At 64.6% G+C, this 23,688-nt stretch carries 23 protein-coding genes and 1 pseudogene; 15 read left to right on the forward strand and 9 right to left on the reverse strand.

Features of this window, described 5'->3' with window-relative positions:
• Window positions 1-18 precede the first annotated feature (18 nt).
• The 6 genes from PKE80_RS17400 to PKE80_RS17425 all read left to right on the forward strand — a co-directional run bounded on the left by PKE80_RS17400 (window position 19) and on the right by PKE80_RS17425 (window position 5,343).
• A complete protein-coding gene (locus PKE80_RS17400) occupies window positions 19-537 on the forward strand; it encodes a VOC family protein (RefSeq protein ID WP_069709855.1) in 519 nt (172 codons plus the stop codon).
• Entirely contained in the window at window positions 537-1,301 is a 765-nt protein-coding gene (locus PKE80_RS17405; RefSeq protein WP_069709856.1) for a tyrosine-protein phosphatase, read from the forward strand. Before PKE80_RS17400 ends, PKE80_RS17405 begins: the two co-directional genes overlap by 1 nt.
• Before the next feature lie 103 nt (window positions 1,302-1,404).
• Entirely contained in the window at window positions 1,405-2,598 is a 1,194-nt protein-coding gene (locus PKE80_RS17410) for a DUF1214 domain-containing protein (RefSeq protein WP_271183575.1), read from the forward strand.
• A 10-nt stretch (window positions 2,599-2,608) separates the two neighbouring features.
• Window positions 2,609-3,064: a nuclear transport factor 2 family protein gene (locus tag PKE80_RS17415; protein ID WP_069709857.1), complete on the forward strand. Its 456-nt coding sequence runs from the start codon at window positions 2,609-2,611 to the stop codon at window positions 3,062-3,064.
• 61 nt (window positions 3,065-3,125) lie between these two features.
• The gene (locus PKE80_RS17420) at window positions 3,126-4,220 is read left to right on the forward strand and encodes a TIGR03857 family LLM class F420-dependent oxidoreductase (RefSeq protein WP_271183576.1); all 1,095 of its coding nucleotides are present in this window, start codon (window positions 3,126-3,128) and stop codon (window positions 4,218-4,220) included.
• A gap of 1 nt (window position 4,221) precedes the next feature.
• Window positions 4,222-5,343 carry a phosphotransferase family protein gene (locus PKE80_RS17425; RefSeq protein WP_069709859.1) on the forward strand — a complete coding sequence of 374 codons (1,122 nt, stop codon included), beginning with the start codon at window positions 4,222-4,224 and terminating at the stop codon, window positions 5,341-5,343.
• A 135-nt stretch (window positions 5,344-5,478) separates the two neighbouring features.
• On the opposite strand, the gene PKE80_RS17430 is transcribed toward PKE80_RS17425, so the two are convergent.
• The gene (locus tag PKE80_RS17430; RefSeq protein ID WP_271183577.1) at window positions 5,479-6,039 is read right to left on the reverse strand and encodes a hypothetical protein; all 561 of its coding nucleotides are present in this window, start codon (window positions 6,037-6,039) and stop codon (window positions 5,479-5,481) included.
• Here PKE80_RS17430 and PKE80_RS17435 point away from each other — a divergent pair.
• Window positions 5,974-7,236, forward strand: a complete 1,263-nt coding sequence (locus PKE80_RS17435; RefSeq protein WP_271183578.1) for a spinster family MFS transporter — start codon at window positions 5,974-5,976, stop codon at window positions 7,234-7,236. The two genes, PKE80_RS17430 and PKE80_RS17435, sit on opposite strands and share 66 nt — an antisense overlap.
• A 57-nt stretch (window positions 7,237-7,293) precedes the next feature.
• On the opposite strand, the gene PKE80_RS17440 is transcribed toward PKE80_RS17435, so the two are convergent.
• The 3 genes from PKE80_RS17440 to PKE80_RS17450 all read right to left on the reverse strand — a co-directional run bounded on the left by PKE80_RS17440 (window position 7,294) and on the right by PKE80_RS17450 (window position 12,081).
• On the reverse strand, window positions 7,294-8,514 hold the full coding sequence (locus PKE80_RS17440; protein ID WP_271183579.1) for a cytochrome P450: 1,221 nt from the start codon (window positions 8,512-8,514) through the stop codon (window positions 7,294-7,296).
• 133 nt (window positions 8,515-8,647) lie between these two features.
• A complete protein-coding gene (locus tag PKE80_RS17445) occupies window positions 8,648-10,999 on the reverse strand; it encodes a TonB-dependent receptor (protein ID WP_271183580.1) in 2,352 nt (783 codons plus the stop codon).
• Window positions 11,000-11,247: 248 nt separating this feature from the next.
• Window positions 11,248-12,081: an AraC family transcriptional regulator gene (locus tag PKE80_RS17450; protein WP_231958466.1), complete on the reverse strand. Its 834-nt coding sequence runs from the start codon at window positions 12,079-12,081 to the stop codon at window positions 11,248-11,250.
• A gap of 269 nt (window positions 12,082-12,350) precedes the next feature.
• Here PKE80_RS17450 and PKE80_RS17455 point away from each other — a divergent pair, with 269 nt between their 5' ends.
• The gene (locus PKE80_RS17455) at window positions 12,351-13,622 is read left to right on the forward strand and encodes an MFS transporter (protein WP_271183581.1); all 1,272 of its coding nucleotides are present in this window, start codon (window positions 12,351-12,353) and stop codon (window positions 13,620-13,622) included.
• 67 nt (window positions 13,623-13,689) lie between these two features.
• On the opposite strand, the gene PKE80_RS17460 is transcribed toward PKE80_RS17455, so the two are convergent.
• From PKE80_RS17460 to PKE80_RS17470, 3 genes are read right to left on the reverse strand one after another with little or no spacing between them, the layout of a single operon-like run.
• Window positions 13,690-14,082: a carboxymuconolactone decarboxylase family protein gene (locus PKE80_RS17460; RefSeq protein WP_069709865.1), complete on the reverse strand. Its 393-nt coding sequence runs from the start codon at window positions 14,080-14,082 to the stop codon at window positions 13,690-13,692.
• Window positions 14,079-14,981, reverse strand: coding sequence for an NAD(P)-dependent oxidoreductase (locus PKE80_RS17465; RefSeq protein ID WP_271183582.1), 903 nt, complete (start codon window positions 14,979-14,981; stop codon window positions 14,079-14,081). Before PKE80_RS17465 ends, PKE80_RS17460 begins: the two co-directional genes overlap by 4 nt.
• Before the next feature lie 16 nt (window positions 14,982-14,997).
• A complete protein-coding gene (locus PKE80_RS17470) occupies window positions 14,998-15,708 on the reverse strand; it encodes a TetR/AcrR family transcriptional regulator (protein WP_271183605.1) in 711 nt (236 codons plus the stop codon).
• A 213-nt stretch (window positions 15,709-15,921) separates the two neighbouring features.
• On the opposite strand from PKE80_RS17470, the gene PKE80_RS17475 reads away from it, so the two are divergent.
• The 6 genes and pseudogenes from PKE80_RS17475 to PKE80_RS17500 all read left to right on the forward strand — a co-directional run.
• A complete protein-coding gene (locus PKE80_RS17475; RefSeq protein ID WP_271183583.1) occupies window positions 15,922-18,324 on the forward strand; it encodes a TonB-dependent receptor in 2,403 nt (800 codons plus the stop codon).
• 49 nt (window positions 18,325-18,373) lie between these two features.
• Complete coding sequence (locus tag PKE80_RS17480; RefSeq protein ID WP_271183584.1) at window positions 18,374-19,180, forward strand: SDR family NAD(P)-dependent oxidoreductase; 807 nt, start codon at window positions 18,374-18,376, stop codon at window positions 19,178-19,180.
• Between the two features lie 31 nt (window positions 19,181-19,211).
• On the forward strand, window positions 19,212-19,673 hold the full coding sequence (locus PKE80_RS17485) for a nuclear transport factor 2 family protein (RefSeq protein ID WP_271183585.1): 462 nt from the start codon (window positions 19,212-19,214) through the stop codon (window positions 19,671-19,673).
• On the forward strand, window positions 19,670-21,043 hold the full coding sequence (locus tag PKE80_RS17490; protein WP_271183586.1) for a phosphotransferase: 1,374 nt from the start codon (window positions 19,670-19,672) through the stop codon (window positions 21,041-21,043). Before PKE80_RS17485 ends, PKE80_RS17490 begins: the two co-directional genes overlap by 4 nt.
• A 498-nt stretch (window positions 21,044-21,541) precedes the next feature.
• The gene (locus PKE80_RS17495) at window positions 21,542-21,682 is read left to right on the forward strand and encodes a hypothetical protein (RefSeq protein WP_271183587.1); all 141 of its coding nucleotides are present in this window, start codon (window positions 21,542-21,544) and stop codon (window positions 21,680-21,682) included.
• Window positions 21,679-21,759, forward strand: a pseudogene (locus PKE80_RS17500) (hypothetical protein); the annotation flags it as partial. The gene PKE80_RS17495 and the pseudogene PKE80_RS17500, both read left to right, overlap by 4 nt.
• Here PKE80_RS17500 and PKE80_RS17505 read toward each other — a convergent pair.
• A complete protein-coding gene (locus tag PKE80_RS17505) occupies window positions 21,742-21,927 on the reverse strand; it encodes a hypothetical protein (RefSeq protein ID WP_271183607.1) in 186 nt (61 codons plus the stop codon). The pseudogene PKE80_RS17500 and the gene PKE80_RS17505 overlap by 18 nt on opposite strands.
• On the opposite strand from PKE80_RS17505, the gene PKE80_RS25430 reads away from it, so the two are divergent.
• On the forward strand, window positions 21,914-22,249 hold the full coding sequence (locus tag PKE80_RS25430) for a hypothetical protein (RefSeq protein ID WP_271183608.1): 336 nt from the start codon (window positions 21,914-21,916) through the stop codon (window positions 22,247-22,249). The two genes, PKE80_RS17505 and PKE80_RS25430, sit on opposite strands and share 14 nt — an antisense overlap.
• A 367-nt stretch (window positions 22,250-22,616) precedes the next feature.
• Here the strand turns inward: PKE80_RS25430 and PKE80_RS17515 are convergent, their stop codons facing one another.
• Entirely contained in the window at window positions 22,617-23,465 is an 849-nt protein-coding gene (locus PKE80_RS17515) for an IS110 family RNA-guided transposase (RefSeq protein WP_271183588.1), read from the reverse strand.
• Window positions 23,466-23,688: the final 223 nt, after the last annotated feature.

A 23,688-nucleotide genomic window follows, 5' to 3' on the forward strand; every position in this document is an offset into this window, starting at 1 on the left:
CGCATCGAGGAATTCAGCATGTTTGCACGGCCCAATAGCCAGCACTGCCAGGTCGCCTACGTGACCAACGATCTCGTCGCGGCCATGGCCCTGATGAAGGCCGAATACGATGCCCCCGGCTTTTTCGAACTGACCAATATCCAGCCCGGCGAAGACCCGGCGGGAAGGCCGGTGCTCAAGGTCGCGCTGACGGTCGTGGGCGGGGTCGAGATCGAATTGATCGAGCCGGTCGGCGATACGGCGCCGCTGTTTCGCGACGTCCTGCCCGGTGGCGATGCCCTGGCGATCCGTTTCCACCACGTAGCGACCCGTATCACTGGCCCTGTCGAAAACTGGGAGGCGCATCTCGCCTCGCTCGACCTTGCACGCCATCCCGTCGTGTTCGAGGGCAGCGTCGGCGAGATGCTGCGCTACATCTACACCGACGAGCGCCATACGGTGGGCCATTTCGTCGAGCATGTTTGGATGTCGGACGAACTGCTTGGCCAGATGGCCGCGGTCGTGCCTTCTTATCCCCCCGCCAAGGACCCTAGCTGATGACTGCAGCGCTTTCCCGTCTCAATTTCCGCGACGTGGGCGGCCTGCCATGCGCAGGCGGGCGGACCGTGCGACCGGGCATCCTGTTCCGTTCGGAAGGGCCCGCCAGCTTCCTCGACGAGCATAATGCGGAGCTTGCCGAATTCGGCTTTCGCACGGTCGCCGATCTGCGCTCGTCGATGGAGCGCGACAAGGCGCCGCACTTGTGGTGCGGACCTGAGTGCCGCCTGCTCGACCTCGACATGAACACCGACTTGCGCGCGCAGGGCGAGGACATGTGGCAATCGCTCGGCCGCGATCCGACCGCTCGGCGGGCGACCGAGGTGATGACTCACAACTACGGCCTGATGCCGCAATCGTTCCTGCGCCATCTTGCAGCGATGACCGACGCGTTGCTGGAAGGGGAAACGCCGATGCTGGTGCATTGCACGGCGGGCAAGGACCGCACGGGTGTCGTTGTGGCCCTGTTCCTCGACCTCGTGGGTGTGCCGCGCCCGGTCATCCTCGACGATTATCGCAAGTCCGATGTCTTTGGTGCCAATCTCAAGATGTCGGGCAACCTCAAGCACGATCTTCACGCGACTTTCGGCTTCGTGCCGCCGGACGACATGGTCGCGGTGCTGATCGGCGTGGACGATGGCTTCCTCCAGGGGGCCTTTGACGTGCTCGATCGCCAGTGGGGCGGCATCGAGGGTTATTTCGAGGCGGCCGGCATCGACGCTGCCCGGCGCGAGGAACTGAGGGACCTGCTTGCCACACACTAGGCGCGATATCTGCGCGGGCGCTTCGGCCTTGCTGGTCGGCGCGGTCCTTCCCGTGGATCGCGTTCTTGCCTCGCCCGGCATCAGACAGACAGTGGAGACGGACATGACCGATACCGGCATCTACCAATGGGAAGACCTGCTCGACCAGTTGCGACCGCTGGGCCAGAAGATGCGCGAGCGTATTCCCGAACGTCTGCGCGACGACCCGCAGGTCATGCAGGAATCGCTGCGACTGCTGCTTTCGGGCGTGTTGCGCACCACCAACGACGCCATCATGCATGATCGTAGTCACCCGATCTTCGTGCCCGAACTGAACATCTGCCAGAACATCTTCCAGCCCAACGCCGACACAATCTACAAGGCGGCGCTGATCGAAAAGGGCGGCACGTACCGCATCCGCGGCGATCGCGGCACTACGCGCATGATGATCCTGGCGCAGTTGGGGCCGGACACCTTGCGCACCGGCCAGCACCATCCCGCACAGGACGCCAACGACTTCGACGACCTGAAGATCGCGGCGGACGGCGGTTTCGACGTCATCCTTTCGCCCAGCCGGCCCGAAGGTCATGCCGGCGACTGGTGGGAACTCAAGCCCGAGACCGAGAAGCTGATGCTGCGCATCGTCGGATGCGACTGGGGCATCGAGCGCGAGCCGCGCCTCGGCATCGTCCGGCTTGATGCGGCGCAGGCTTCGAAAGGGCGCCCCACGCTGGCGCAACTCGCCCACAGGTTCGCCGAGATACCCGGCACGGCTGCGGTCTGCGCGCTCGCCTTTCCCGACAAGGTCCAGAAACTGCGCGACGAAGGGTTGATCAACACGTTGAAAGTCGTCGACTTCTCGCAGATGAGCGGGCTGGCGCGGCAATCGTACTACGAAGGCGCCTACGATCTTGCCGAGGATGAAGCGCTCGTCACCGAAGTGCGCATTCCCAAGGAGGTCGATTACTGGTCGCTCATCCTCACCAACGAATTGTACGAGACGACCGACTGGTACCACAACCAATCCAGCCTCAACGCCGCACAAGCGGTGATAGACGGCGATGGGGTGTTCCGCGCGGTCATTTCCGCGCGTGATCCGGGAGTGCATAACTGGCTGGACACCTCCGGCTATCCGCGCGGGGCGGTGCAGGGGCGCTGGTTCAACACCGAGGAGCGGCCGACGCCGACGATCAGGAAAGTGAAGCTGAGCGAGGTGAACGCGCATCTTCCCGCCGATACCGTGCGTGTCACGCCCGAGCAGCGCGCAGAGGCCATTCGCGAACGCACCTTGCGCGCGCACATGCGCGTGATCTGGTGAGGGTGCGGACATGACCGACGATCTGGCAAGGCTGCTCGACTACGAAGCCATACGCATGGTTAAGGCCCGCTACTGCCGCTTTCTCGACACCAAGGACTGGGACGGCTTCATCGGTCTGTTCACGCCCGATGCGGTGATGGACGTTCGCGAAGACACCGGCAATCCACCGATCTCCGGCCATGCGGCGATCCTCGACCAGGTTCGCTTCGCCGTGATCGATGCGCGTTCCGCCCATCAGGTCCATTCCTCGGAAATCGACTTGCGCGAGGACGAGGCGGATGTCGTCACCGCCATGCAGGACCGGGTGGTGTGGTCGCCGGGCAAGTGCCCGATCCCCGGCGGGGCCTCGATCACCGGGTTCGGCCATTATCACGAGCGCTACGTCCGGCAGGACGGGACCTGGAAGATCGCCGCGCTCAAGCTGACCCGGCTCTATGTCGAGGTTCATCCCGCCCCTGTCGCCTGATAGGTTGCGGTGAAGGACGGCGGGGGCAATCCCGACGCGTCGACAAGAGAGGACGAATGTGATGACGCAAGTGCGGCACGTGGCGCAGGAGCCGGGGGCGCGGGCCCTGTTCGACAAGTTCGGCACGTACATCCTGCCCGGCCGGGTCAGCGATCCGCGCCGGGGTATCGAGGAAGCGCAGGAGGCCGAAAGGATCGGCCTGGGCTGCGTCTGGATTTCCGAACGCTATTCGCTCAAGGAGCCGGCGGTGCTGGCCGGCGCCGTGTCGCAGGCCACCTCGAAGATCCGCATCACCGGCACCATGTATGCGACGATGCGGCACCCGCTGGTCACGGCCAGCGTCGCCGACATGATGCAGGCGATGAGCGGCGAGCGGTTCCGCCTGATGTTCGCGCGGGCCGTGCCTGCCTACATGAAGATGCTGGGATCGCCGCCGATCACCATGGAGCGGCTGGCCGATCTGATTTCGATCTGCCGCCGTCTATGGGCGGGGGAGAAGGTCGATTACGATGGCATCCTCGGCAAATTCCCGGCGATCAGCCTGACGGATCGGCACGGCGGCACCCCGCCGCCGATCATCTTCACCGCCATCGGGCCCAAGAGCCTGGAATTCGCGGGCGCACATTGCGACGGTGTGCTGCTGCACCCCTTCGTCTCGGCACAAGGCGTGCGCAACAGCACCAAGATCGTGCGCGATGCGGCCGAGAAGGCCGGGCGTGATCCGATGTCGGTGCGTATCTATCACAACATCATCGTCGCGCCGGACTTGCCCAAGGCGGAGGAAGAGGCCGTCGTGGGCGGCCGGGCTATCACCTATTTCGAACTGCCCGGCTTCGGCGACCTGATCGTCGACATCAATGGTTGGGACAAGACGGTACTGGACGCCATTCGCGCCCATCCCAAGATCGCCGGGCTGAACGGCAAGCCGGCCGACCAGGCCTATACCCGGCAGGAACTGGTCGACGTGAGCAAGCTGCTTCCGCAGCAGTGGCTGGACGAAGGGGCCGCCGTAGGCACCGCGGCGCGCTGCGCGGACCAGTTGATGGATTTCCTCGACGCCGGTGCCCACGAGATCCTGCTCCATGGATCTTCGCCCAAGGACATGGGGCCGCTGACGGCCGAGTTGAAGCGCGCTCTGGCCGCGAAGGGGCTCTGACATGGAAGTTCTGACCCCCGACCGCATCACCGTGCAGTTGCAGGACTGGCTGGCCACGCAGAAGCCGGACTGGCGCGACATCGTCGTGAAGCCCTTGAACGTCACGCTGGGTGCCGGTTTTTCGGCCGACATATTCTTCGTCGACGTCGATTACGTCGAAGCCGGCGAAGCGCGGGGCCAGACCCTGGTGGTGCGCCGGCAGCCCACCGATCTTGAGGTCGTGTTCGGCAGCAGCCTGGCGCTTCAAGGCAAGATGATGGCCGCGCTCGATGCGCGTGGCGACCTGCCGGTGCCGCCCTGGATCGGCATGCATCTGGAGTCCGATATCCTGGGCCTGCCGTTCCTGGTGATGGGCAAGGTCGAGGGCGAATGCGCCAAGCAGAAGCCCAACTACAACCTGGAAGGCTGGCTCGTCGAGATGACGCCGGCCCAGCGTGGCCAAACCTTCGCCAACGCCATCGCGGCCTTTGGCAGCATGGCGCGTATCGACTGGCACGATGGCTTCGAGTTCCTCGCCCTGCCGGACCTCGGCAAGCCTGGACTCGACCAGTACGTCGGCGCGCTGGAAGCCTGGCACAAGGCGGCGGGCAAAGGGCGCGCGATGCCGATCGTCGATGCCGCCATGGCCTATGTCCGCGACAATATGCCCGACGATGCCGGCGTCAACGTGCTGTGGGGCGATCCGACCCCGTCGAACGTGATGTTCGCGCCCGATGGCGGCGTCAACGCGCTGATCGATTGGGAACTGGCCGCGCTGGGCCCCGCCGAACTCGATCTGGCGTGGTGGCTTTATTTCGACGACCTGTTCGGCCGCCGCTTCGGCGTGCCCCGGCTCGAAGGCCTGCCGAGCCGGGATGAGACCATTGCCCTGTGGGAAGCGGCCAGCGGGCAGACCGCCAGACACCTCGACTATTACGATATCGTTGCCGCGCTACGCATGGCGCTGGTCGCGGTCGGGGCCTTCGACCGTCAGGTCGGGATCGGCAACATCCCGGCGACGAACAAGTCGCTCAACGACAACTTCATGACGCAGTATCTGGCGGAAAAGCTGGGCCTGCCGCTGCCCGAGTTCGGGCCGGACTTCGTGGCCTTCATGAAGAACCTGACGCCGGTAAAGGAATAGGGCTTCGTTCGATGCCCGCTGCATTCGGGTGATGCGGTGGGCGGGTCGCCCTGACCTTCAAGTGTATGGCGGCTCCGCCGGTTGGGACGGGACCCGGGGGTCCCGTCCAACACCTTGCCGAGCTGACGCGAACCGTCAGAGCTTCTTGAGTTCGGCGTTCGTCAGGCTGGTCGTCAGGCCCTTTTCGCCGGTGCTGAGCGTCTGCACCGGGATCGTGATGAACTTGCCGCGATAGATCACGCGCACCGTGCTGGCAGTGCCGTCGGCCCCCGGCAGGACGCGGTCGATCTTGCCCAGCTTTGTTCCTTCTGCCGAAAAGATCGCCTCGTTGCGGTCTATCACAGGCGCGTCGGCGGCAAAGGCGGGGGCTGATAGGGTGAGGGCGGTGAGAGCGGTGAGAGCGAGCAAAAGCGATTTCATTGGCGGAATCCCCGATAGCAGTTTGACCTTGCTGTTGGCCCAAGCCCCTTTCCAGTTCAAGAAAAAATTGTGCAAATGAGAAGAAATCTGTTCAATATGTTCAATGCGCGAGACAAGACCTTGTCCGTGTTGGGAGAGAACGTAGACATGGCAGTTACAGGCTTTGCCGCCAGGGACCGATGGTTCCTGACCTTGCTGGGCGCGATTTTCATGATCAATTTCGTCGATCGCACGATCATCGCGGTCGTCGGCGAAGCGATCCGGCGCGATCTGCAATTGAGCGATCTGCAGTTGGGAATGATGGGCGGTCTGGCCTTCGCGCTGTTCTACGCGGTGTTGGGAATACCCCTGGCCCGCCTGGCGGAGCGCTTCAATCGCGTGCGCCTGATCGCTGTGGTTACGGTGCTGTGGTCGATCATGACCGCTCTGTGCGGCGCGGCCGGGGGATACGTGCAACTGCTGCTCTGCCGCATGGGCGTGGGCGTGGGCGAAGCCGGTTTCACACCGGCGCTGGTTTCGATGATCTCCGACCGGTTTCCCGTCGGGCGCCGCGCCCTGGTATATTCGCTGATCGCGCTGGGCGCGCCGCTTGGCAGCGCCTTCGCCGCGGTTGCGGGGAGCGCCTTTGCCCAGCATTTCGGCTGGCGCTGGACGATGGCGGCGGTCGGTGTGCCGGGTCTGGTGCTCGCCCTGCTGCTTTATACGACGATACCCGAACCCGAGCGCAACGACGCCGGCGACAAGGCGCTGACCCCACGCTTCACCGAAGTTCTCCGGCGGCTTGGCCGATCGGCATCGTTTCTTCACTTGACGTGCGGCAGCGGCCTTGTCGGGCTGGTCGGCTTCGGGACCAACTTGTTTCTGATCCCTCTGCTGGTGCGGCGTTTCGAATTGCCGCTGTCGCAGGCCGGGCTGATTTTCGCGATGTCGTTCAGCCTCGCCACGATGGTCGGCCAGATCACGGGCGGCAATATCGCCAGCCGCTTGATCGAACGCGATATACGATGGGGGGCATGGGCACCGGCGATTACCGTCGGGATGGCGCTGCCGCTATATCTGCTGGCGCTCTACCAGTCCGACTGGCGCGTCCTGGTCGGTTTCCTGTTCGTCGCCACGGCGCTGCTCTACGCCTTCACGCCTGCAGTGATGACGGTGACGCAAACCCTGGTCGAGCCGCGCATGCGCGCATCGGCGGCGGCGTTGCATGCGTTCGGGCAGACGGTGGCGGGGCTGGGGATCGGTTCGGTCGCCTTGGGTTATCTGAGCGATCGGCTGGCGGACTACCATTTCGCGGGCGACTATGCCGCGCAGTGCCTTGCGGTGCATGGCGCCAGTCCGGCACCCGGTTGCCTGGCCGCGTCGGCGACGGGATTGCAGCAGAGCATGCTGATATCGGCGCTTGTCCTGATCGTCGCGGTGTTCAACTACCTCGTTGCCGCGAAGCATCTGCCGTGCGAGGCAAAAACGGCCTGACCGCAAATTGCCCGAGCGGTCGCGGTGACGCGAGCCGCTCGGGGCAGGAAAATTACGTCAGTCCCACTGCAGTTGCAGGTCGGGCACGTGCAGGATGTTGCCCACGAAATAGGGAACCTGGAAACCGTCCTTGGTCCGGAACTCCGGGACGCGCTTGACGAACTCTTCGACCGCGATCTGCAGTTCGAGCCGCGCGAGGTGCATGCCGAGGCACTTGTGGATGCCGCTGCCCAGCGACATGTGCGGGGCCTTGCGGTCGAACCGGATGTCCTGGGGATCTTCGTAGAACGCCGGATCGCGGCCGACGACCGGCGAGCAGAACGCCACGTATTCGCCGGGCATGATCGTCTGGCCCTGGATTTCGATGACCTTGGTGGCGATACGGAACGCCGTGACCGGCGCGAAGGCGCGCAGGAATTCCTCCACCGCGAGCACGATCTGCGAAGGGTCGGCACGAAGCTCGCTCTGCTTCTCGGGATGCGAGGCCAGGTAGTTGAAGATGTTGCCGAGCAGCGAGGTGACCGTGTCGAGACCGCCGATGTAGAGGTTGAAGCAGTGGCCGAGCACTTCGTCGTCGGTCCAGAGACGGCCGTCGACGTCGAAATCCAGCACTTTGGTGATGTAATCGTCGCGCGGTTCCCTGCGGCGCGCCTCGATTTCCTCAAGCAGGTAGTCCTTGACGCATTTCACCGCGTTGCCGCGTACCTGCCAGTCGTTGGTGTGCAGCAGTTCCTTTTCCCACTTGAGGAACTGGGCCATCCGCTCCTGCGGCAGGCCCAGCAGATCGAGCACGATGAAGATCGGGAACTTCTCGGAGAACTCGACGATGAAATCGCAGTGTCCGCGATCCTTGAAGGTGTCGATCAGGACGGCCGCGCGTTCGCGCACCTGTTCCTTCATCGCGAACATCTTCTGCGGCGAGAAATGCCCGTTGAGCGCCTTGCGGTAAGCGGTGTGGACCGGCGGATCGGCTTCCGTGGGAATCACCAGCCAGTTTTCGCCGATGTTCTGGGCCCACTTGCCCATGCCGTTCTTGGTGAAGTTATCGGGATCGCGCAGCATCGCCTGTACGTCGGCGGCGTTCTTCAGCAGCCAGCCGGGCTGGTCGCCCGGAAAGATGTTGGTGACGTAAGTGATCGGCGGCAAGTCGGCATGCATCGCCGGGATCAGCGTTTCCTGCGGGTTTTCATAGACCACCCGGCGAGAGAACAGCGGCAGCGCCATCGCCAGTTCTGGCGGGACATGATCGGGCAATGGCTGTTGCACAAGTTGGGTCATGACGATCTCCGAAAAATCACTGTGTTGTATTGTCGCGCCGGGACCTCGGCGTTCGTGGACCATGAGGGTCCTCGGGAAAGGAAGATGGCCCGTTTCCTTTCCCGAGGATTTTCGCTCTATTCGTGGACGTGCTTCAGAACTTGAACGTTGCTTCGACACCGTACGTGGCGGGCTGTCCGACGTAGGCCGCGGCGATGCCCAGGGTCCGGTAGAGGTCCGGGAAGCGTCGCAGGAGGTACTTCTTGTCGAAGATGTTGCGGCCGTAGGCGGCGATCTCGATGTTCGAATCGTCGAGCTGCAAGGCGACGCGGCCGTTGAAGATGCCGTAACCGGGCACGCGGCCCAGGGCATTCTCGGTTGCGTAAGCCGCCTTGGTCGCGGCCGAGGCCTGATCGGCGGCCTTCACGGCATCGAAATGCTGCGCACCGACATAGGCGTAAGCGCCGGTGACCGCGAGCGTGGCCGAGCCGACCGGGATTTTCTGCGTCGCGCTGATATTGAGCTGCTTCTTGGGAAGCTGCAGCAGCGGCAGCCCGCTCAGATCGACCACGCATCCGTTGGTCACGCCCGCACTGTTGGTGCAGCCGCTGCCCGCCACCACCTGGATTTCGCTGAAGGTGCCCTTGACGTACTTGCCGTCCTGCAGCGACCCGTTCGCGGTGACCGTCATGCCTTCCCAAGGCACTGCGGTCAGTTCGCCTTCGATACCCCAGAGGCGGACCTTGCCGTTGTTCTGGATGTACTGGGTCACGCCGATGCCTTGAACGAAGCTGTTGACGATGGCCTGGTTGTCCGACTTCCAGGTGTGGAACACCGCCGTATTGAAGCGCACGCGCCGATCGAACAGGTCGACCTTGAGGCCCGCTTCGACGTCCTTGACCTTCTCAGGCGCGAAGGCGGGCAGACCGCCGGCACGAAGGTTCCAGCCACCCGCCTTGGCCGCACCACGCGTGGCGGCGTAAAGGAACAGATGGTCGCTCGCCTGCCAGTCGACGCCGAAGTTCCACGAGGGATAGCTGAACTTGGCGTTCTGGTCCTGGTTGCAGGTCGTCGCCGTCACCGGGACGGTCGGCGTTACCGTGCAGTTGATCCCGGTCGGGGTGCCGGCCACGGCTACGTTGTAGGGTAGGCCCAGCACCTGCGCGTTGTGAAGGACGCTGTCGCGCGTGTCCCAGGTGTAGCGGAAACCGCCCACGGCGCGCAGGTTGGACGTAAGTTCGTAATAGGCCTGCGCGAACAGGCCGAGCGTCTTGTTGGTGACATCGGCGTTACTGTCGCGGATCAGCCCGCCGAAGATCTGCGAGCGGCTGAATTCATAACCGCTTTCCTTGCCGCCATACGCGCCCGCGATGAAGTTGAGGCTGTCGGTGATGTCGCCCGAAATCTGCAGTTCCTGCGAGATATAGTACGAACCCGAACCCGCATAGGTGCCCAGCAACGGGACCGCGGTGCCGTCGGTGTCGCTCAGGCCGTAGTTCATCGAATGACGATAGCCCGTGATCGACTTCAGGTTGAGGCCGCCCAGTTCCACGTTGAGAGTTCCGGAAAAGCCGTAGACTTCCAGCTTGTTGAACGGCTGGACGCCGTAAAGCGCCTGAACGTCGGCCGGAAGCGCGCTGATGCCGGCGTTGGTCGCGGTGCCGGTGGCGGTGTTTTCCCACCAGTGATCCTTGCTGAGCAGACCGGCGGTGAGGCCCGGCTGGAAAGCCGCGGGCACGATGGCCGGATTGAACGCCCAGAGCGCGATCTGCTGGCCGTGGTTCGACTGGCGGTTCCAGTCGCCGGTCAGCGTCAGGTCCCAGCCGTTGCCTTCGTACTTGATCTTGCCGCGCAGGAACTTGCTTGAATTGTCGGCGAAATCGCGGTCGGTATTGGGATTGTTGCCGTAGCCGTCGCGCTCGTTGATTGCCCCGCTGACGCGCATCGCCAGTCCTTCCGCGAGCGGGATGTTGAAGCTCGCCTGGACACCGAGATTGTTATAGTTGCCGTATTCGACCTTGAACTTGCCGCTGAGTTCGTCGGTGGGGTCGTTGGTGATGATGTTGATGGCGCCGCCGGTGGTGTTGCGTCCGAACAGCGTGCCCTGGGGACCGCGCAGAACTTCGAGGCGCTGGATGTCCTGGATGTCGGTCATGCCGGTCGAAGGGCGCGGAATATAGATGCCGTCGACATAAGTCGCCACGGCGGGGTCGTTCGCCAGGATCGGTTGCAGGTTGCCCTGGCCGCGAATGGCCACGAACACGATGCCGTCGCCGCCCGCCGAGCCGCGTCCGATCACCAGGCCCGGAGCCGTCGCTTGAAGATCGACGACGTTTTCGACTTTCGCCGTCGTCAGCGCTTCCGAGTTCAGCGCCGTCACCGCGATCGGCGTCGTCTGAAGGCTTTCCTCGGTCCGGCGTGCCGTGACGATGATGTCCTGGATCTCGTTGGTCGTTCTTGTCGAAGTGTCCTGTGCCCACGCCGGCTGCCCAAGGGCAGTAACCATGGCGCCGATCGCGATTCTCCCGAGAATGTCCGCTTTATTCATTTATGCCTCCCAACGGTTTTTATTTCCGCTCCGTCGTTGTGCGGCGCGGTGATGCCGTGGGGACCTATCCAAAGGATGGCGGCCGCCAAAGATATCGAACCTGAATTGACCCGACAGCGACAGGTTTTGGCCGTCGATCGATACTTCCACCCGGCAAGGGCCTGTGCTGCATCCCCAATGCCCATCGGGCATTTTCAAACAGGGCCTCAGTGCACCTGTTGCGGCAGGCAGCGATAGTCCTTGGGCGTCTGCCCTGTCGCGGCGCGAAAGGCGGCGGAAAATGCGGAGGTGCTGGAAAAGCCGCAGCGCCAGCTCACTTCCTTGACGCGCACGTCACTGCCGCGCAGCAAATCCTTCGCAAGGCCGATTCGGCTGCGCGCCACGAATTCGCCCAGACTTACGCCGGTGTCGTTCTTGAACACGCGCGCGACGTGGCGCACGCTCATGTTGCAGTTGAGCGCGATGTCGGCAATGCCCAGCGGCGCCGAGAGATTCTCCATGACGTAGTCGACGATCTGGCGCACCTGCCGCGCATTGCGCGTGCCCGATCGGTCGGTGTCCCGCGCGCCAAGATGGCGGTACAGTTCGACGGCCATGCTCATGAGCATGGACTGGATCATCGTGGCGCTTGCGAAGCCGGGCGCGCGCAATTCCGTCGCCAGCGCTTCGAACAGGCGGCGCATCGCAGCATTCTGCAAATTCACGCAGGGGTCGAGGCCCAGCAGCGGGCGTTCGCCATCGAACAGCGTGTCGAGAAACTGATCGCCCAAAGCCACGCAAACCAGATGGCGTTCCTGCAATGCGGGCTCGCCGATATATTCGCGATGGGGGGGCATGTAGAGAATATCGCCCGCCGGCATGCACCGATTATGCGCCCCCAACCTGATGAGGCTGCGCCGTGGCTGGCTGTCGAGCGAGTAGTCGAGGTAGTGCTTTTGCGGGCTGAAGATTCCGCGGGACGGCAGGACCCAGTTGAAATGACGCACGTCCACGGTAGCGTCCTGCACGGTCGCCATCGCCTCGATACAAAAGTCCTTCACGCCGAACCTTCCCTGTCCGGTCCAATCGCTCTCCGGTCGAAACATTGCCTCTCCGCCTGTCCCGTTTCTCGTCGGCCATTCGATAGGCAGGTCGTCTCCCGGTCTTCTATCCGCCGATAGGTGCCGGGCGATCTGTTCTCGCCAAACGCTGGCCGCCGGTGAGCATAGCGCAGGACCGACGAAAACCGCCAGAAAAGTTGCGCGATCAATCGGGCACAATCGGAGAGGCATACCATGCAGACACAACCGACGTCGCGGCGGCACGCCCGATGAGCACGGCGACGCAGGTGAGCAGGTATCCCTGGTATGTTCTGGGCCTCTTGACGCTGGCCCAGACCTGCCATGGGATCGATCGCGCGATCATCGGTCTGGTGCTGGCACCGCTGGGCCGTGAATTCGCTCTTTCCGACACTCAGCTCGGCATCCTGGCGGGATTTGCGTACGGCATATTCTTCGCCCTGGCGGCCTTGCCCTTCGGTATTGCGGTGGACAAGTTCAATCGGCGCAACCTGATGACGGCGGCGCTGACGTTGTGGAGCGGAGCGACCGCGCTGTGCGGCCTGGCCACCGGCTTCTGGACCCTGCTGGCCGGCAGGGCCTGCGTGGGCGTGGCGGAAGCCGGAGGATCGCCGACGGGCATGTCGCTGCTCAGCGACTACTTCGGGGAAGACCGCCGCGCGACCGCGATCGGCATATGGTATCTGAGTTCCGGGATCGGCCTGGCCATCGCCTTCATACTGGGGGGCATGATCGTGCAGGAGGCGGGCTGGCGATGGGCGTTCGTCGCGGCCGGCATTCCCGGGCTGGTGCTGGCGCCGCTGCTCCTGTTCACCGTCCGCGAGCCGCGACGCGGCGCACACGACGCCGTGGTGGTGGCCGAGGCCGACCAGCCGCTCGGCCTCTTGCAGCGCATCGGGCTGCTGGCGGGGCGGCCCGGGTTGCTGCTGTGCATTTGCGCGATCGTGCTCATCGCCGCCGGAATCTACGGGATGAGCACCTGGCTCACCACGTTCCTGATCCGCGTCCACGGCATCCCGATCGCGCGGGCAGGCATGTTCATCGCGATCGCCTATGGCGGCCTCGGTTCGCTGGGCGGGTTCCTGGCAGGATGGGTCATCGATATCGTCAACCGTCGCCGAGGTGGGTTCGCGCCGGCGCGCACCACGCTGTTCGGCGCCACCATACCTTTGCTGACGGCGGCGACCGGCATCGGGACCGTCCTCGTCCGGGATCTCGATTCGATGCTGGCGCTGCTGATGGTGTGCGGTTTTCTGAGCGCTTCGTACAATGGCCCGATCTACGCGGTGATCGTGACGATCGCCGGGCCGCGCCTGCGCGGTCTTGCCGTTTCGCTGGTGCAGTTGGGCGCGAACCTCATCGGCGTCGGGGCCGGCACGTATCTGATCGGCGCGATCAGCGACTACGTCGGCGGCACCGAGGGTGTGGCCTGGGGGATCGGCACGGCGATGCTCTTCACGTTCGCGGGAGGCGTGCTGTTGCTGCTGGCATCGCGATCGATCCGGCGCGCCAGCGGGCGATAGGCGATCGAAAAAGCGGCCCGATCGTTTCGGATCGGGCCGCCGTTTTTACCTTCAAGTCTATACGCGCTTACTTCGCGGCGGCGCGTTCCTTGCGGCGTGCCTTGGCCGCCTCGATACCGCGGAACACGGCGGTGGTGTTCCCGGCTCCGGCGTAGAACAGGACGAAGTGGGGAATGAAATCCAGCTCCTCGTCGGTGAACTCGCCGTTGATGAGGGCGCCGTTCATCTGGATCTCGACGAGGTCGGGCCGGCCGAGCATCGCGGTCGCACCCAGCACGAGCAGGCGCTTTTCACGCATCGAGAAGACGTCGCTCGCCCACAGGTTGGCGAACTGGTTGCCGACGATTTCCTGATTGAACGCGGAATCGCGGTAAGGCAGCGTCATTTCCGACGAGCCGGGGCCGTAGACCGCGTCGAACGTCTTGAGGCCCTTGTTCCACTGTGCGTCGTCGATGCTCATGCTTTCTCTCCCATCACGTCGGCGAGGCCGACGACGGCGTGATCCGTCTTGCGGGTCAGTTCGACCAGCGGCACGGTGATGCCGTAGCTGCGGGCCAGGTCGATCGCCGCATCCAGGTCCTTGACCATCAGCCCGCGGGTATATTCGCGAATGGCGGCTTCCTGCGCGCTGGACTCCGGATCGTCGCGCACGGCGAGCATCAGCGGGCCGCCGACGCTGTCCGAACTGGCATCGATGACTTCGCTCAACTGGCGAATGTCGACGCCGGCGTTGCGGCACAGGATCGACGCCTCGTATCCGGCGCGCAGTCCGCCGAATACGATGACGTTACGCGCGATCTTCGCCGCCATCCCTGCGCCGGGACCGCCCATATGCGCGACGAGCTTGGCGAAGCCGTCCAGCACGGGGCGAACTTTCGCGACCGCGCCGTCGGTTCCGCCGACAAGGCATACCAGGCCGTTTTCGCGGGACTTGGGCCCGCCGGTCACGCCGCAGTCGATCAGGTCGACGCCCGCCGCGTCCGTCAGCGCCCGGATCGCATCAAGGTCCTCGATCGAGACGGTGGCGACCAGCACGACGCTCAAGCCGGGACGCGCCTGCGACAGGACGCCGTCGAGCCCCGTCAGCACGTCCACCGTCTGCTTCGCGTTGACGACCGCGATGATGACGACATCGGCCTGCCGCGCCAGTTCGGCCGGCGTCGCCACGACGGCGGGAACGCCTTCGAGCGTGGCGGCGGCATCCGGGCGAATGTCGTACACCGCTGCCAGTTGGCCGGTCCGCGCGAGGCAGATGGCGACACCCGCTCCGATCTGGCCGAGCCCTATAACGCCTGCTTTCCCCATTCTTGATCCTTTCCGCTGTAGGTATGGTTTTTGTGCAATGCCGGATCGTGACACGCCGTCTTCGCGGGCGTCATCCTGTTATCCGTGATTGGCCGGATGCCGACACGATTGCGCGGCATCGCGACACTTTCGGCGGTCCATGCCGTAGGTTCCGCGCGGTGCCGCGAGGGTATTCCTGGCAAGACTCGTCAATTCTCGTTCCAGCAGATCGGCAACGTAATGGCGCAGCGCGCCGTGATCCGTTCCGGGATGGAGTTCGCAGTGCGCCATCATGGCCCAGGCCAATGATGAAGTCGGCCAGCCTGAAGCGCTGCTCCGGCAGCGCCAGCGGGGCGAGGCAATGGAGCGCTGAATCGAGGCTGCGGCGCAACCGTGCGTCCTGGGCGAGGTTGATCGCCGCGATCTTGGGATTGCGGCCGACTTCGGCCAGAAGCTCCGACATCAGCCGGCGGTTCTCGGCCGACGGTGTATCGGTTGCGATCCGGGTGATCCAGGCGCGGATGGCGGTGAAATCGCGCCGCTCGACGGCAGCCTGCAGTTTGGCCTCCTCAAGCCACGCGATCAGGTTCGCTTCGCAGATGGCGGCGACGATTTCCTCCTTGTTCGCGAAGTCCCGATAGATCTGGCCCACTGCGATCCCGGATGCCTGGGCGATCTGCGCGATGCCGGCCTGGTGGAACCCTTTCTCGACGAAAATCCGGCGAGCGGTGTCCAGAAGGTGCTGGCGGCGCACCGCGTATCGTGCGGTGCGGGGCCGATCGGGGGCGTTCACATCCGGCATTTTTTCCACGTTGCGGTTCCTGACGAGATCGTGGCGATGAAGATCACGCGGAACATGGGCGCGCACCTGTCCGAATGCGGGGCCTTGGAAAAATAGCCGACGGGCCGGTCGGCAGGATGAAGTGCCTTCCTTTCGGCAGGTCCGATCCCCGGCGCGCGGCACCTATGGGGCCACCAAGCGACGGATCAACGTCGCAACTGGGGAGAGCCGGATATGCGTAGAACTGCTTGCCTGCGGGCGCTGATCGCTTCGACAACGATGCCGCTGGCAGCCATGCCCGCGATCGCGGCCGCGCAGGACGCCAATCCTCGGCAGGACACGGCCGCTGCTGCATCGCAGGACATCGTGGTCACGGCCCGCCGCGTCGCGGAGAACATCCAGTCGACCCCGGTATCGGTCACTGCGTTCAGCGCCGACACCCTGCGCCAGGCCACGATCCGCGACACCCAGGACCTGCTCGTCAAGACGCCCGGCGTGTTCCTCGCCGGCTCGGGCGGGCGGGAAAACACGAACTTCTCCATTCGCGGCCAGGCCAAGGCGCTGGCGGGCAACAGCGCCGCCGCGGTCATCAGCTATTTCGCCGAAGTACCGTCTCCCACCACCGGGTCGAGCATTCCCACGTACGATCTGGGTTCGGTCCAGGTCCTGAAAGGTCCGCAAGGAACGCTGTTCGGCCGCAATACGACAGGCGGCGCCATCCTCTATTACCCGACGGCGCCTGACTATTCGGTGGGCGGCTACCTCCAGGGCACCTACGGAAACTACGACAGTCGCCTGCTGGAAGGCGCGCTCAACATGCCCATCGTGGATGGAAAGCTGGCCCTGCGCATCGCCGGCCAGTACCAGAAGCGCGACGGGTGGACGCGTAACATCGGCATCGGCAGGGATGCCGACGATTTGAATTCCCGCGCCTTGCGCGGCTCGCTCCTGTTCGAGCCGACCGACTGGATCTCCAACACCACCATCGTCGATTTCTATCGCAATCGCTCCACCGGCGGTGGTTCGGTCCTCACCAACGTATTGCCGGGGCCCAATGCGCTTTCGGCCACCGGGACCTTGTCAGCGGCGCTCGCGCAACTGGTCCTGCAGCGGCAGCGGGGCCCGCGGGTCATCAATTCCGACGTCGACGCCTTCGAGCGGGTCAATCGTTTCGGCATCACGAACCGCACGGAAATCCAGCTTGGCGACGATACCGAGTTCGTCAGCATCTTCGGCTATCGCCACACGAAGGTCGACTATTACTCCAGCGTGGATGGCTTGCCGACGCTGATATCGGACGGCACCGGCGCCATTCCGGAGGGCCTGCCGGTTACGGTCGTGGGTGGCCGGCAAACCTCGGATGTGGAGCAGTACACCCAGGAAGTGCAGCTTCGCGGCAAGCTGTTCGACCAGAAGCTCGACTGGATCGTGGGCGGGTTCTACCTCGCCAGCGACCCGTCGGGCCCGAGCGGCACGTATATTCCGACGTTCATTCTGCCGGGCATCACCGATGCGCCGTTCAACTACAATTTCTACTCGGAACGCAGCAAGGCGCTGTTCGCCAACATCGGCTACGATCTGGGTTCGGCGGTCGAAGGCCTGCGCTTCGACGCCGGTTTCCGCTACACCTGGGACGACATCACTGCCTGCATCGGCAGCGGCACCTCCTCGCAGCCGCAGGCGACGCGGGCGGACTGCCGCAACGGTTCGCCGCTGATCCGCAACGCCAGCAACAACAAGACCTCGTCCAAGGCCCCGACCTGGACGATCGGGCTGGACTGGCAGGCGACCAGCGATCTGTTCTTCTACGCCGTGACGCGGCGCGGCTATCGCTCGGGCGGCATCAACGGCCCGACGCTGGCGGGACGGCTGACGCAGTTCCAGTCCTTCGCGCCTGAAAAGGTGACGGATGTGGAACTGGGCGTCCGCTCGGACTTCGACGTCGGCGGCGTCGCCATCCGGCTCAACGCATCGCCGTTCATCGGTTGGTACAGCGGCGTGCAGGTGCCGATTTCCGGCCTGAATACCCAGGCGACTTGCAGCCTCACCGCGCCGGGTGGTACCGACGCACCGCGCTCGCCCGATGGCGACTGCACCACCAGCAACGATCCCGCGGGCGGTACCCTGCTGGTCAACGCGGGCAAGACGCGTGTCGCCGGCGTGGACCTTTCGGGCCGGATCGCGCCGACGCATACGCTGTCGCTGGACCTTGGCGCGACGCTGCTCGACCCCAAGTCCCGCGCGTTGACGGTTCCGGCGGCGCTGCTGCCGTACCTGCGGATCGCCGAGGTGCCGTTCAACCTCGTCGCCAAGACCACCGTGACGATCGGCGGGCGCTGGGAACTGCCGCTGCCCGCGCACGTGGGACAAGGAAGCCTCGCGGTCGACTACTACCATTCCAGCAAGGTGCGCTCCTCGGACAACGTGCTGCCCGCCTACGATCTCGTCAATGCCCGCCTCGACATCCGGCAAGTGGGCGGGACCGGGCTGGATGCGGGCGTCTTCGTGCGGAACATCTTCGACAAGAACTACCTTGCATCCAGCAACGTCGGCTCCGCCCAGCTCGGCATCATGAGCGGCTTCTACGGCGCGCCGCGCACGTACGGGATCGAGCTGCGCTACCATTTCGGAAACTGAACGCGATCGCCCCTGCTGCGTGAACGGCGGCGTGAACGAAGGAAAAGGCATGGCCCGGCTCGAGGACAAGGTCTGCATCATCACCGGCAGCGGGAGCGGCATCGGCCGGGCCAGCGCGCTGATGTTCGCGCGCGAAGGGGCGAGGGTGATCGTCGCCGACATTCGCGGCGACACCGCCGAAGCGACCGCGCACGCGGTCTGCGAGGCGGGCGGCACGGCGCTGGCGATGACCGTGGACGTCGCGCGGGAGCCTGATCTGGAAACCATGATCGCGCGGACGGTGGCGGAGTTCGGACGGATCGACGTGCTGTTCAACAACGCGCTTTACGTGAACAAGGAGCACGCGCTGCGGGACATGGATTTCCTGTCGTTCGACCCGGACATCTTCCTTGCGAACTTGCGCGTGAACGTGCTGGGCGCGGTCGTGGCGAGCAAGCTGGCGATCCCCTACATGCTGGAGCGTGGCGGCGGCTCCATCATCTCCACCTCGTCCGGCAGTTCGATGGGCGGGGACATCACCGCCTACAGCTACGGGTCCTCCAAGGCTGCCCTGAACTGGTTCGTCCAGGCGATCGCCGCGACTTATGGCAAGCGCGGGATCCGCAGCAACGCGATCCTTCCGGGCCCCACCCAGACGCCCGCCAAGCTGGACTGGTCGACCCCGGAAATGGACCGCCTGTTCCTCGAGGTGCTCAACACCCCCTTCATCGGCGAGCCCGAGGACATCGCCGCCATGGCGCTGTTCCTGGCTTCGGACGAATCCCGCTACGTCAACGGGATGCTCTACCCCGTCGACGGGGGGCAGAGCTGCACCGTGCCGTTCATCGGCGTCACCCGGGCGCTGATGCGCAACTGAACGCGCAACCGTTACCGCAAAAGGACAGATCATGGGAATCGAGATCGAGGACAAGGTCCGCGAGTTCTGCGCGGCGTGGGGCGATGGCAGCGATGCAAGCCGGCCGGACGTCGACAGGATCCTGGCGATGATGGCGCAGGACGCCGAATGGCAATTGTGGGTGCCGGGCGGTCCGATCGTGAAGGGGCAGGCCGCACTGCGCGCGGAGATCGAGCGCCAGATGGGCTTCGCCACCAACAACAAGTGCAACGAAGTCAACATCGTGTCGAACGAGCGGATGGTGATGCAGGAGCGCTCCGACACCGCGATCATCATGGGCAGGCCTTGCCCTCACCAGATGGTCGCGATCTACGAATTCGACGACGACGGACTGATCGTGCGCTGGCGCGAGTATCTCGACATGGCCGATCTCACCCGCAAGATGGGCATCGACGAGGCAGCGGCGGGTGGCAGCGAAATCCCCGAGCAGGCCGCCACGGGGGCCTCGGCATGACCGCGCCTTCGGCCCTCAATGTCTACGACGATGCGGCGGTGGCGCGGATCACCGCCTTCGTCGAGCGCGAAACCGGCGGCAAGGTCGTCGGGCTCGAGCGTCTGGTGCGGTGGCGGCCTTCGTGGTTCGTCGACGTGGAGAGCGCCGGTGCGGTGCGCCGCTTCCACTTGCGCGGCGATCGCGGCGGCGACGTCTCCATCTTTCCCGATCTCAAGCGCGAGGCGGACATCATCGCGCTGCTGCACGGGCAAGGGCTGCCGGTGCCGGAGGTCCACGCCTACCTGGCTGATCCGCCCTGCATCCTCATGGAAGCGATCGCGGGCACGCGCGATTTTTCGGCATTGGACGCCGCCACGAAAAGCGCGATCGGCCGGGTCTACATGCGGGCGGTCGCCGCTATGCACCGCCTGCCGGTGGAGCCGTTCGTCGAAGCCGGCGTGCATCTGCCCGAAAGCGCCGAAGCCGTCGCGCTGGTGGGGCTGGATGCCTACATGGACCACTACTTGCGCACCAAGAGCCGGCCCGAGCCGCTGATCGAGTTCGTGATCGGTTGGATGCGGCGGAACGTCCCGCGCCATCGCGGCGGGCGCGCCGGGTTCATCCAGTTCGATTCCGGTCAGTACCTGGTCGATGACGGGGCGATGACCAAGCTCTACGACTTCGAATTCTCGATGATCGGCGATCCCTTGTTCGACATCGCCACGATGGGCATGCGCAACAGCTACGAGCCGCTTGGCGCGCCTTTGCCCGAGCTTGTGCGCTATTACGAAGAGGCAACCGGCGAGCCGCTCGATCACGCGGCGGTCGTCTTCTACGTGCTGCAGTTTTCGGTGCTGGGCACGATGCAGTTCACCGGGACCGCGGGCGAACCGGTTCCCGGCGATCCGCATTCGGTCTATCTGATGTTCGACCTGTCGCTGCGGCGGTCGATCCTGCTGGCGCTGTCGGCGCTGATGGGCGCGCCCTTGCCGGAACTGCCGCCGCTGCGGCGGGATGCCGGCGACAACGGCCCCCTGCTGGCCAAGCTCGCCGACACGCTGGCCACGCTGCCGGTCGAAACCGAAGCGGCGCGGGCGCACAAGGTGCAGGTTGCCGAACTCGTCGAATGGGTGCGCCGGGCGGACAGCCACGGCGCCGATGTGATCGCGCGCAACCTCGCCGACGTATCGGCATTCCTCAAGCGCCCGTTCGGCACCTGGGGTGAAGCCAGCGCCGCGCTGGAGGCTCACATCAAGGTCGCGAGCCCGGACGAGGACACGGCGATCTTCACCTTGCTCGCCGCCCTGGAGGGGCGCCGCCTGCAAGTGTTCGGACCCACCGCGCTGGGGGAAGCGGCGATGCATGTCGTATTGCCGGATACGCGCGGTTAGACCGGCTTAGAAGCGGCAACGTCGGTTCTGCAAATTACCGTCGCGCGGGTCGTTCGGCGGCACATTCGAGTGAAGGCACGCTCAAGTCCAGCCCCAGAGGCGGCTTTCCACCACACGGACAAGCGGCCGAAGAGGCGGGCAGGGCCCGACCAGCCCCGACGCCGCGTAGGCTGTTCGATTGGGACCTCGACCTCAGCGGAGTGAGGTTCGAGCGCTGTTCGATGCGCGGCGTGCGGGTCGAGCGCGCGTTGCTGATCTGCGCGATGTTCCACGGCTGCCGGGGGTCGCAGCGCCTCGTTCGCGGGGGATGACCTGTCCGACACGGCGATTGATGGGGGATTTCAACAACGCCTCGTTCTGCAATGCGCGGTCGAACGCTGCAAGCTGACCGGCGCCGATCTAATCAATGCTGGCACGATGGGCCTCGATATCGAGGAAGTGCAGTTCTGCTGCGCAAAGCTGCCGGGCATCTCGTTCCGTTAGGCGGCGCTCAAGTGTGTGGACTTGTCCGAGGCGGACTTGCGCGGCGCGGATCTCTGCGGGATCGAGATGATGGACGCGCGGCTGTTTCGCGGCGCCCTGATCTCGCGCGATCAGGCGGCGGACCCGCTGGCGCAGATGGGGCTCAACGTGCTGTGAGTGCGATCAATCCGCGCGCGCTCAACTTGTCGCGGCCCTCGGTCTCGAGCACGATTGCGCTACGCGAACGCCGCTTGGGCTTCGTCTTGTTCGAGCGGCGGCGTGGCGGCATCGCGCTGACTCACGAGGGCGAAGTGCTGCGGCGCCGGGCCGAGGCGCTCTCCACCCTGCTGGCCGACGCCGCCAGCGAGGTCGAGCATGCCCACCACGACATCCTCGGCCCCTTGCGCATTGGCGGGACCCACCGGCGCGCTGCTGACGCTGCTGCCCGGCGCGATCATGAGGCTGGAGCACGCAGTGGGCGATTTCGCGCTCAGCGTGGTCGAACGGCTCGACGAGCAATCGCACGACATGCTGCGCTTCGGCGCGATCGAGGTGTTCAAGATCCTGGTGCTGCAGGCGCTTTACTCGCTGGCTGACGAGGGCATCGAGTTCCAGATTAAGGGTCGCTTGGCCGATCCGGTTATGCCGCCACTGGATAGCAGCGTTCAAAAGTTGCTTGCTGGTGCAAGGCTGCCCAAGCGATCCGCGCCAGCTTGTTCGCCAACGCCACAACCACAGCGTTGAGTGAACGCCTCTCTCGATCATCGCTTTCGCAGGTTGCGGAAAAAGGGTTGGCAGAGCCCGCCATTGGCCCCGCTTTCGCCGTTTTCCAGCCCACGGGGGTCAGTCCAATCGGGGTGCCCAGCGGGAGGCTAGTTCTCTAATCGCGCTTTCTTCGTCAAGCCTTGCTTAAAGCTACTTCGCCCGGGTCACGGTTCTCTACGCGGTCGGCGTCTGCCGCCGCAACATCTGGTCCGGTCCGGAAGCGCAGGTGCTGCAAGGTCGACAACGGGTTTGCGCTCGTGGCGCACCCAAGGCCCCATACCGCGCACCTACACCCTCGCCCGAGCGCGACAGTAGCGTCCGGCACGTGCCGGACTAGCGCGACTTGTCAGGCACGCAGTGTGGCAGCAGACCAGCGGAATGCCTCTCCTGATCGCAAGATGCTGTGCAGGATGACGGAAAGTTTGCGAGCCAATGCGATGCGCGCTTTTCCCGGTCCGGCTCGTTGAGCGATGGCCTGAGCCCATTCACTCAGCTGTGACCGTCGCTTGACCGGATGCAGGATCACGATGGCTGCTTCGTACATCAGAGTACGCGCCAGACTGTCGCCGCATCGTGAAATCCGGCCACTGCGATCGATGTCACCAGACTGGTATCGCCGCGGCGTCAAACCCAAGTGCGCTCCCACAGCACGTGATAGCGAGAACCGTCTCGGGTCCTCGACAGTGCTCACGTAAACGAGCGACGACAAGGCACCGATCCCTGGAACGCTCATCAACAAACGGCAGGTTGGATCGGCCCAAACCTGCCGCAGCACCGCTTTGTCGAACGTGGTGATCTGCTCACCCACGTGCCGCAATGTCGCAAGCAGCGGACGAACAACCATGCCGACTTCCTGGTCGTCTTGGATGAGCTCTTCGACGCGCCGATCGAAGCGTAGGCCGCACCCGGATCCTGGCAGCATGCCGTAGGTCTCGAGGATGCCGCGGATCATGTTGGTGAGGCGCGTCCGCATGCCGACTAGCTGCGCTCTGGCACCCGGCAAAGATCTTGCCCGGTGAGCGTCCAGCGACTTTAAATGCACAGGGAGTACCACCCCGTGCGCATCACCTGGGCCAAGCCTTCGGCGTCGTTCTGATCTGTCTTGTTGAGCCGCATCTGCAGAGCGGCCTTCACTCGCGGTGCTTCTAGGCGATCCACCGTTAGGTCGGCCTGCCGCAAGCCATGTACGAGCCATGGTGTCATGGCGCCAGTCTCGATGCCAATCCTCGCGTCCGCGCCCGCGCGACCCTTAAGCTGTGGGGCCAGAACATGCGGGTCACCGGGACAGTCACCCGGATCGCGGCACATTATCATCAGCTCGACTCAGACCGCGATTACCCGAAGTCTACACATTGATGCCTGAGGTGTTGGCCGCGTTAGCCTGAGTTAAAAGATGGCTGTGCCCGTCGGACAGATCT

Source organism: Novosphingobium resinovorum (assembly GCF_027922145.1).
Classification (GTDB): domain Bacteria; phylum Pseudomonadota; class Alphaproteobacteria; order Sphingomonadales; family Sphingomonadaceae; genus Novosphingobium; species Novosphingobium resinovorum.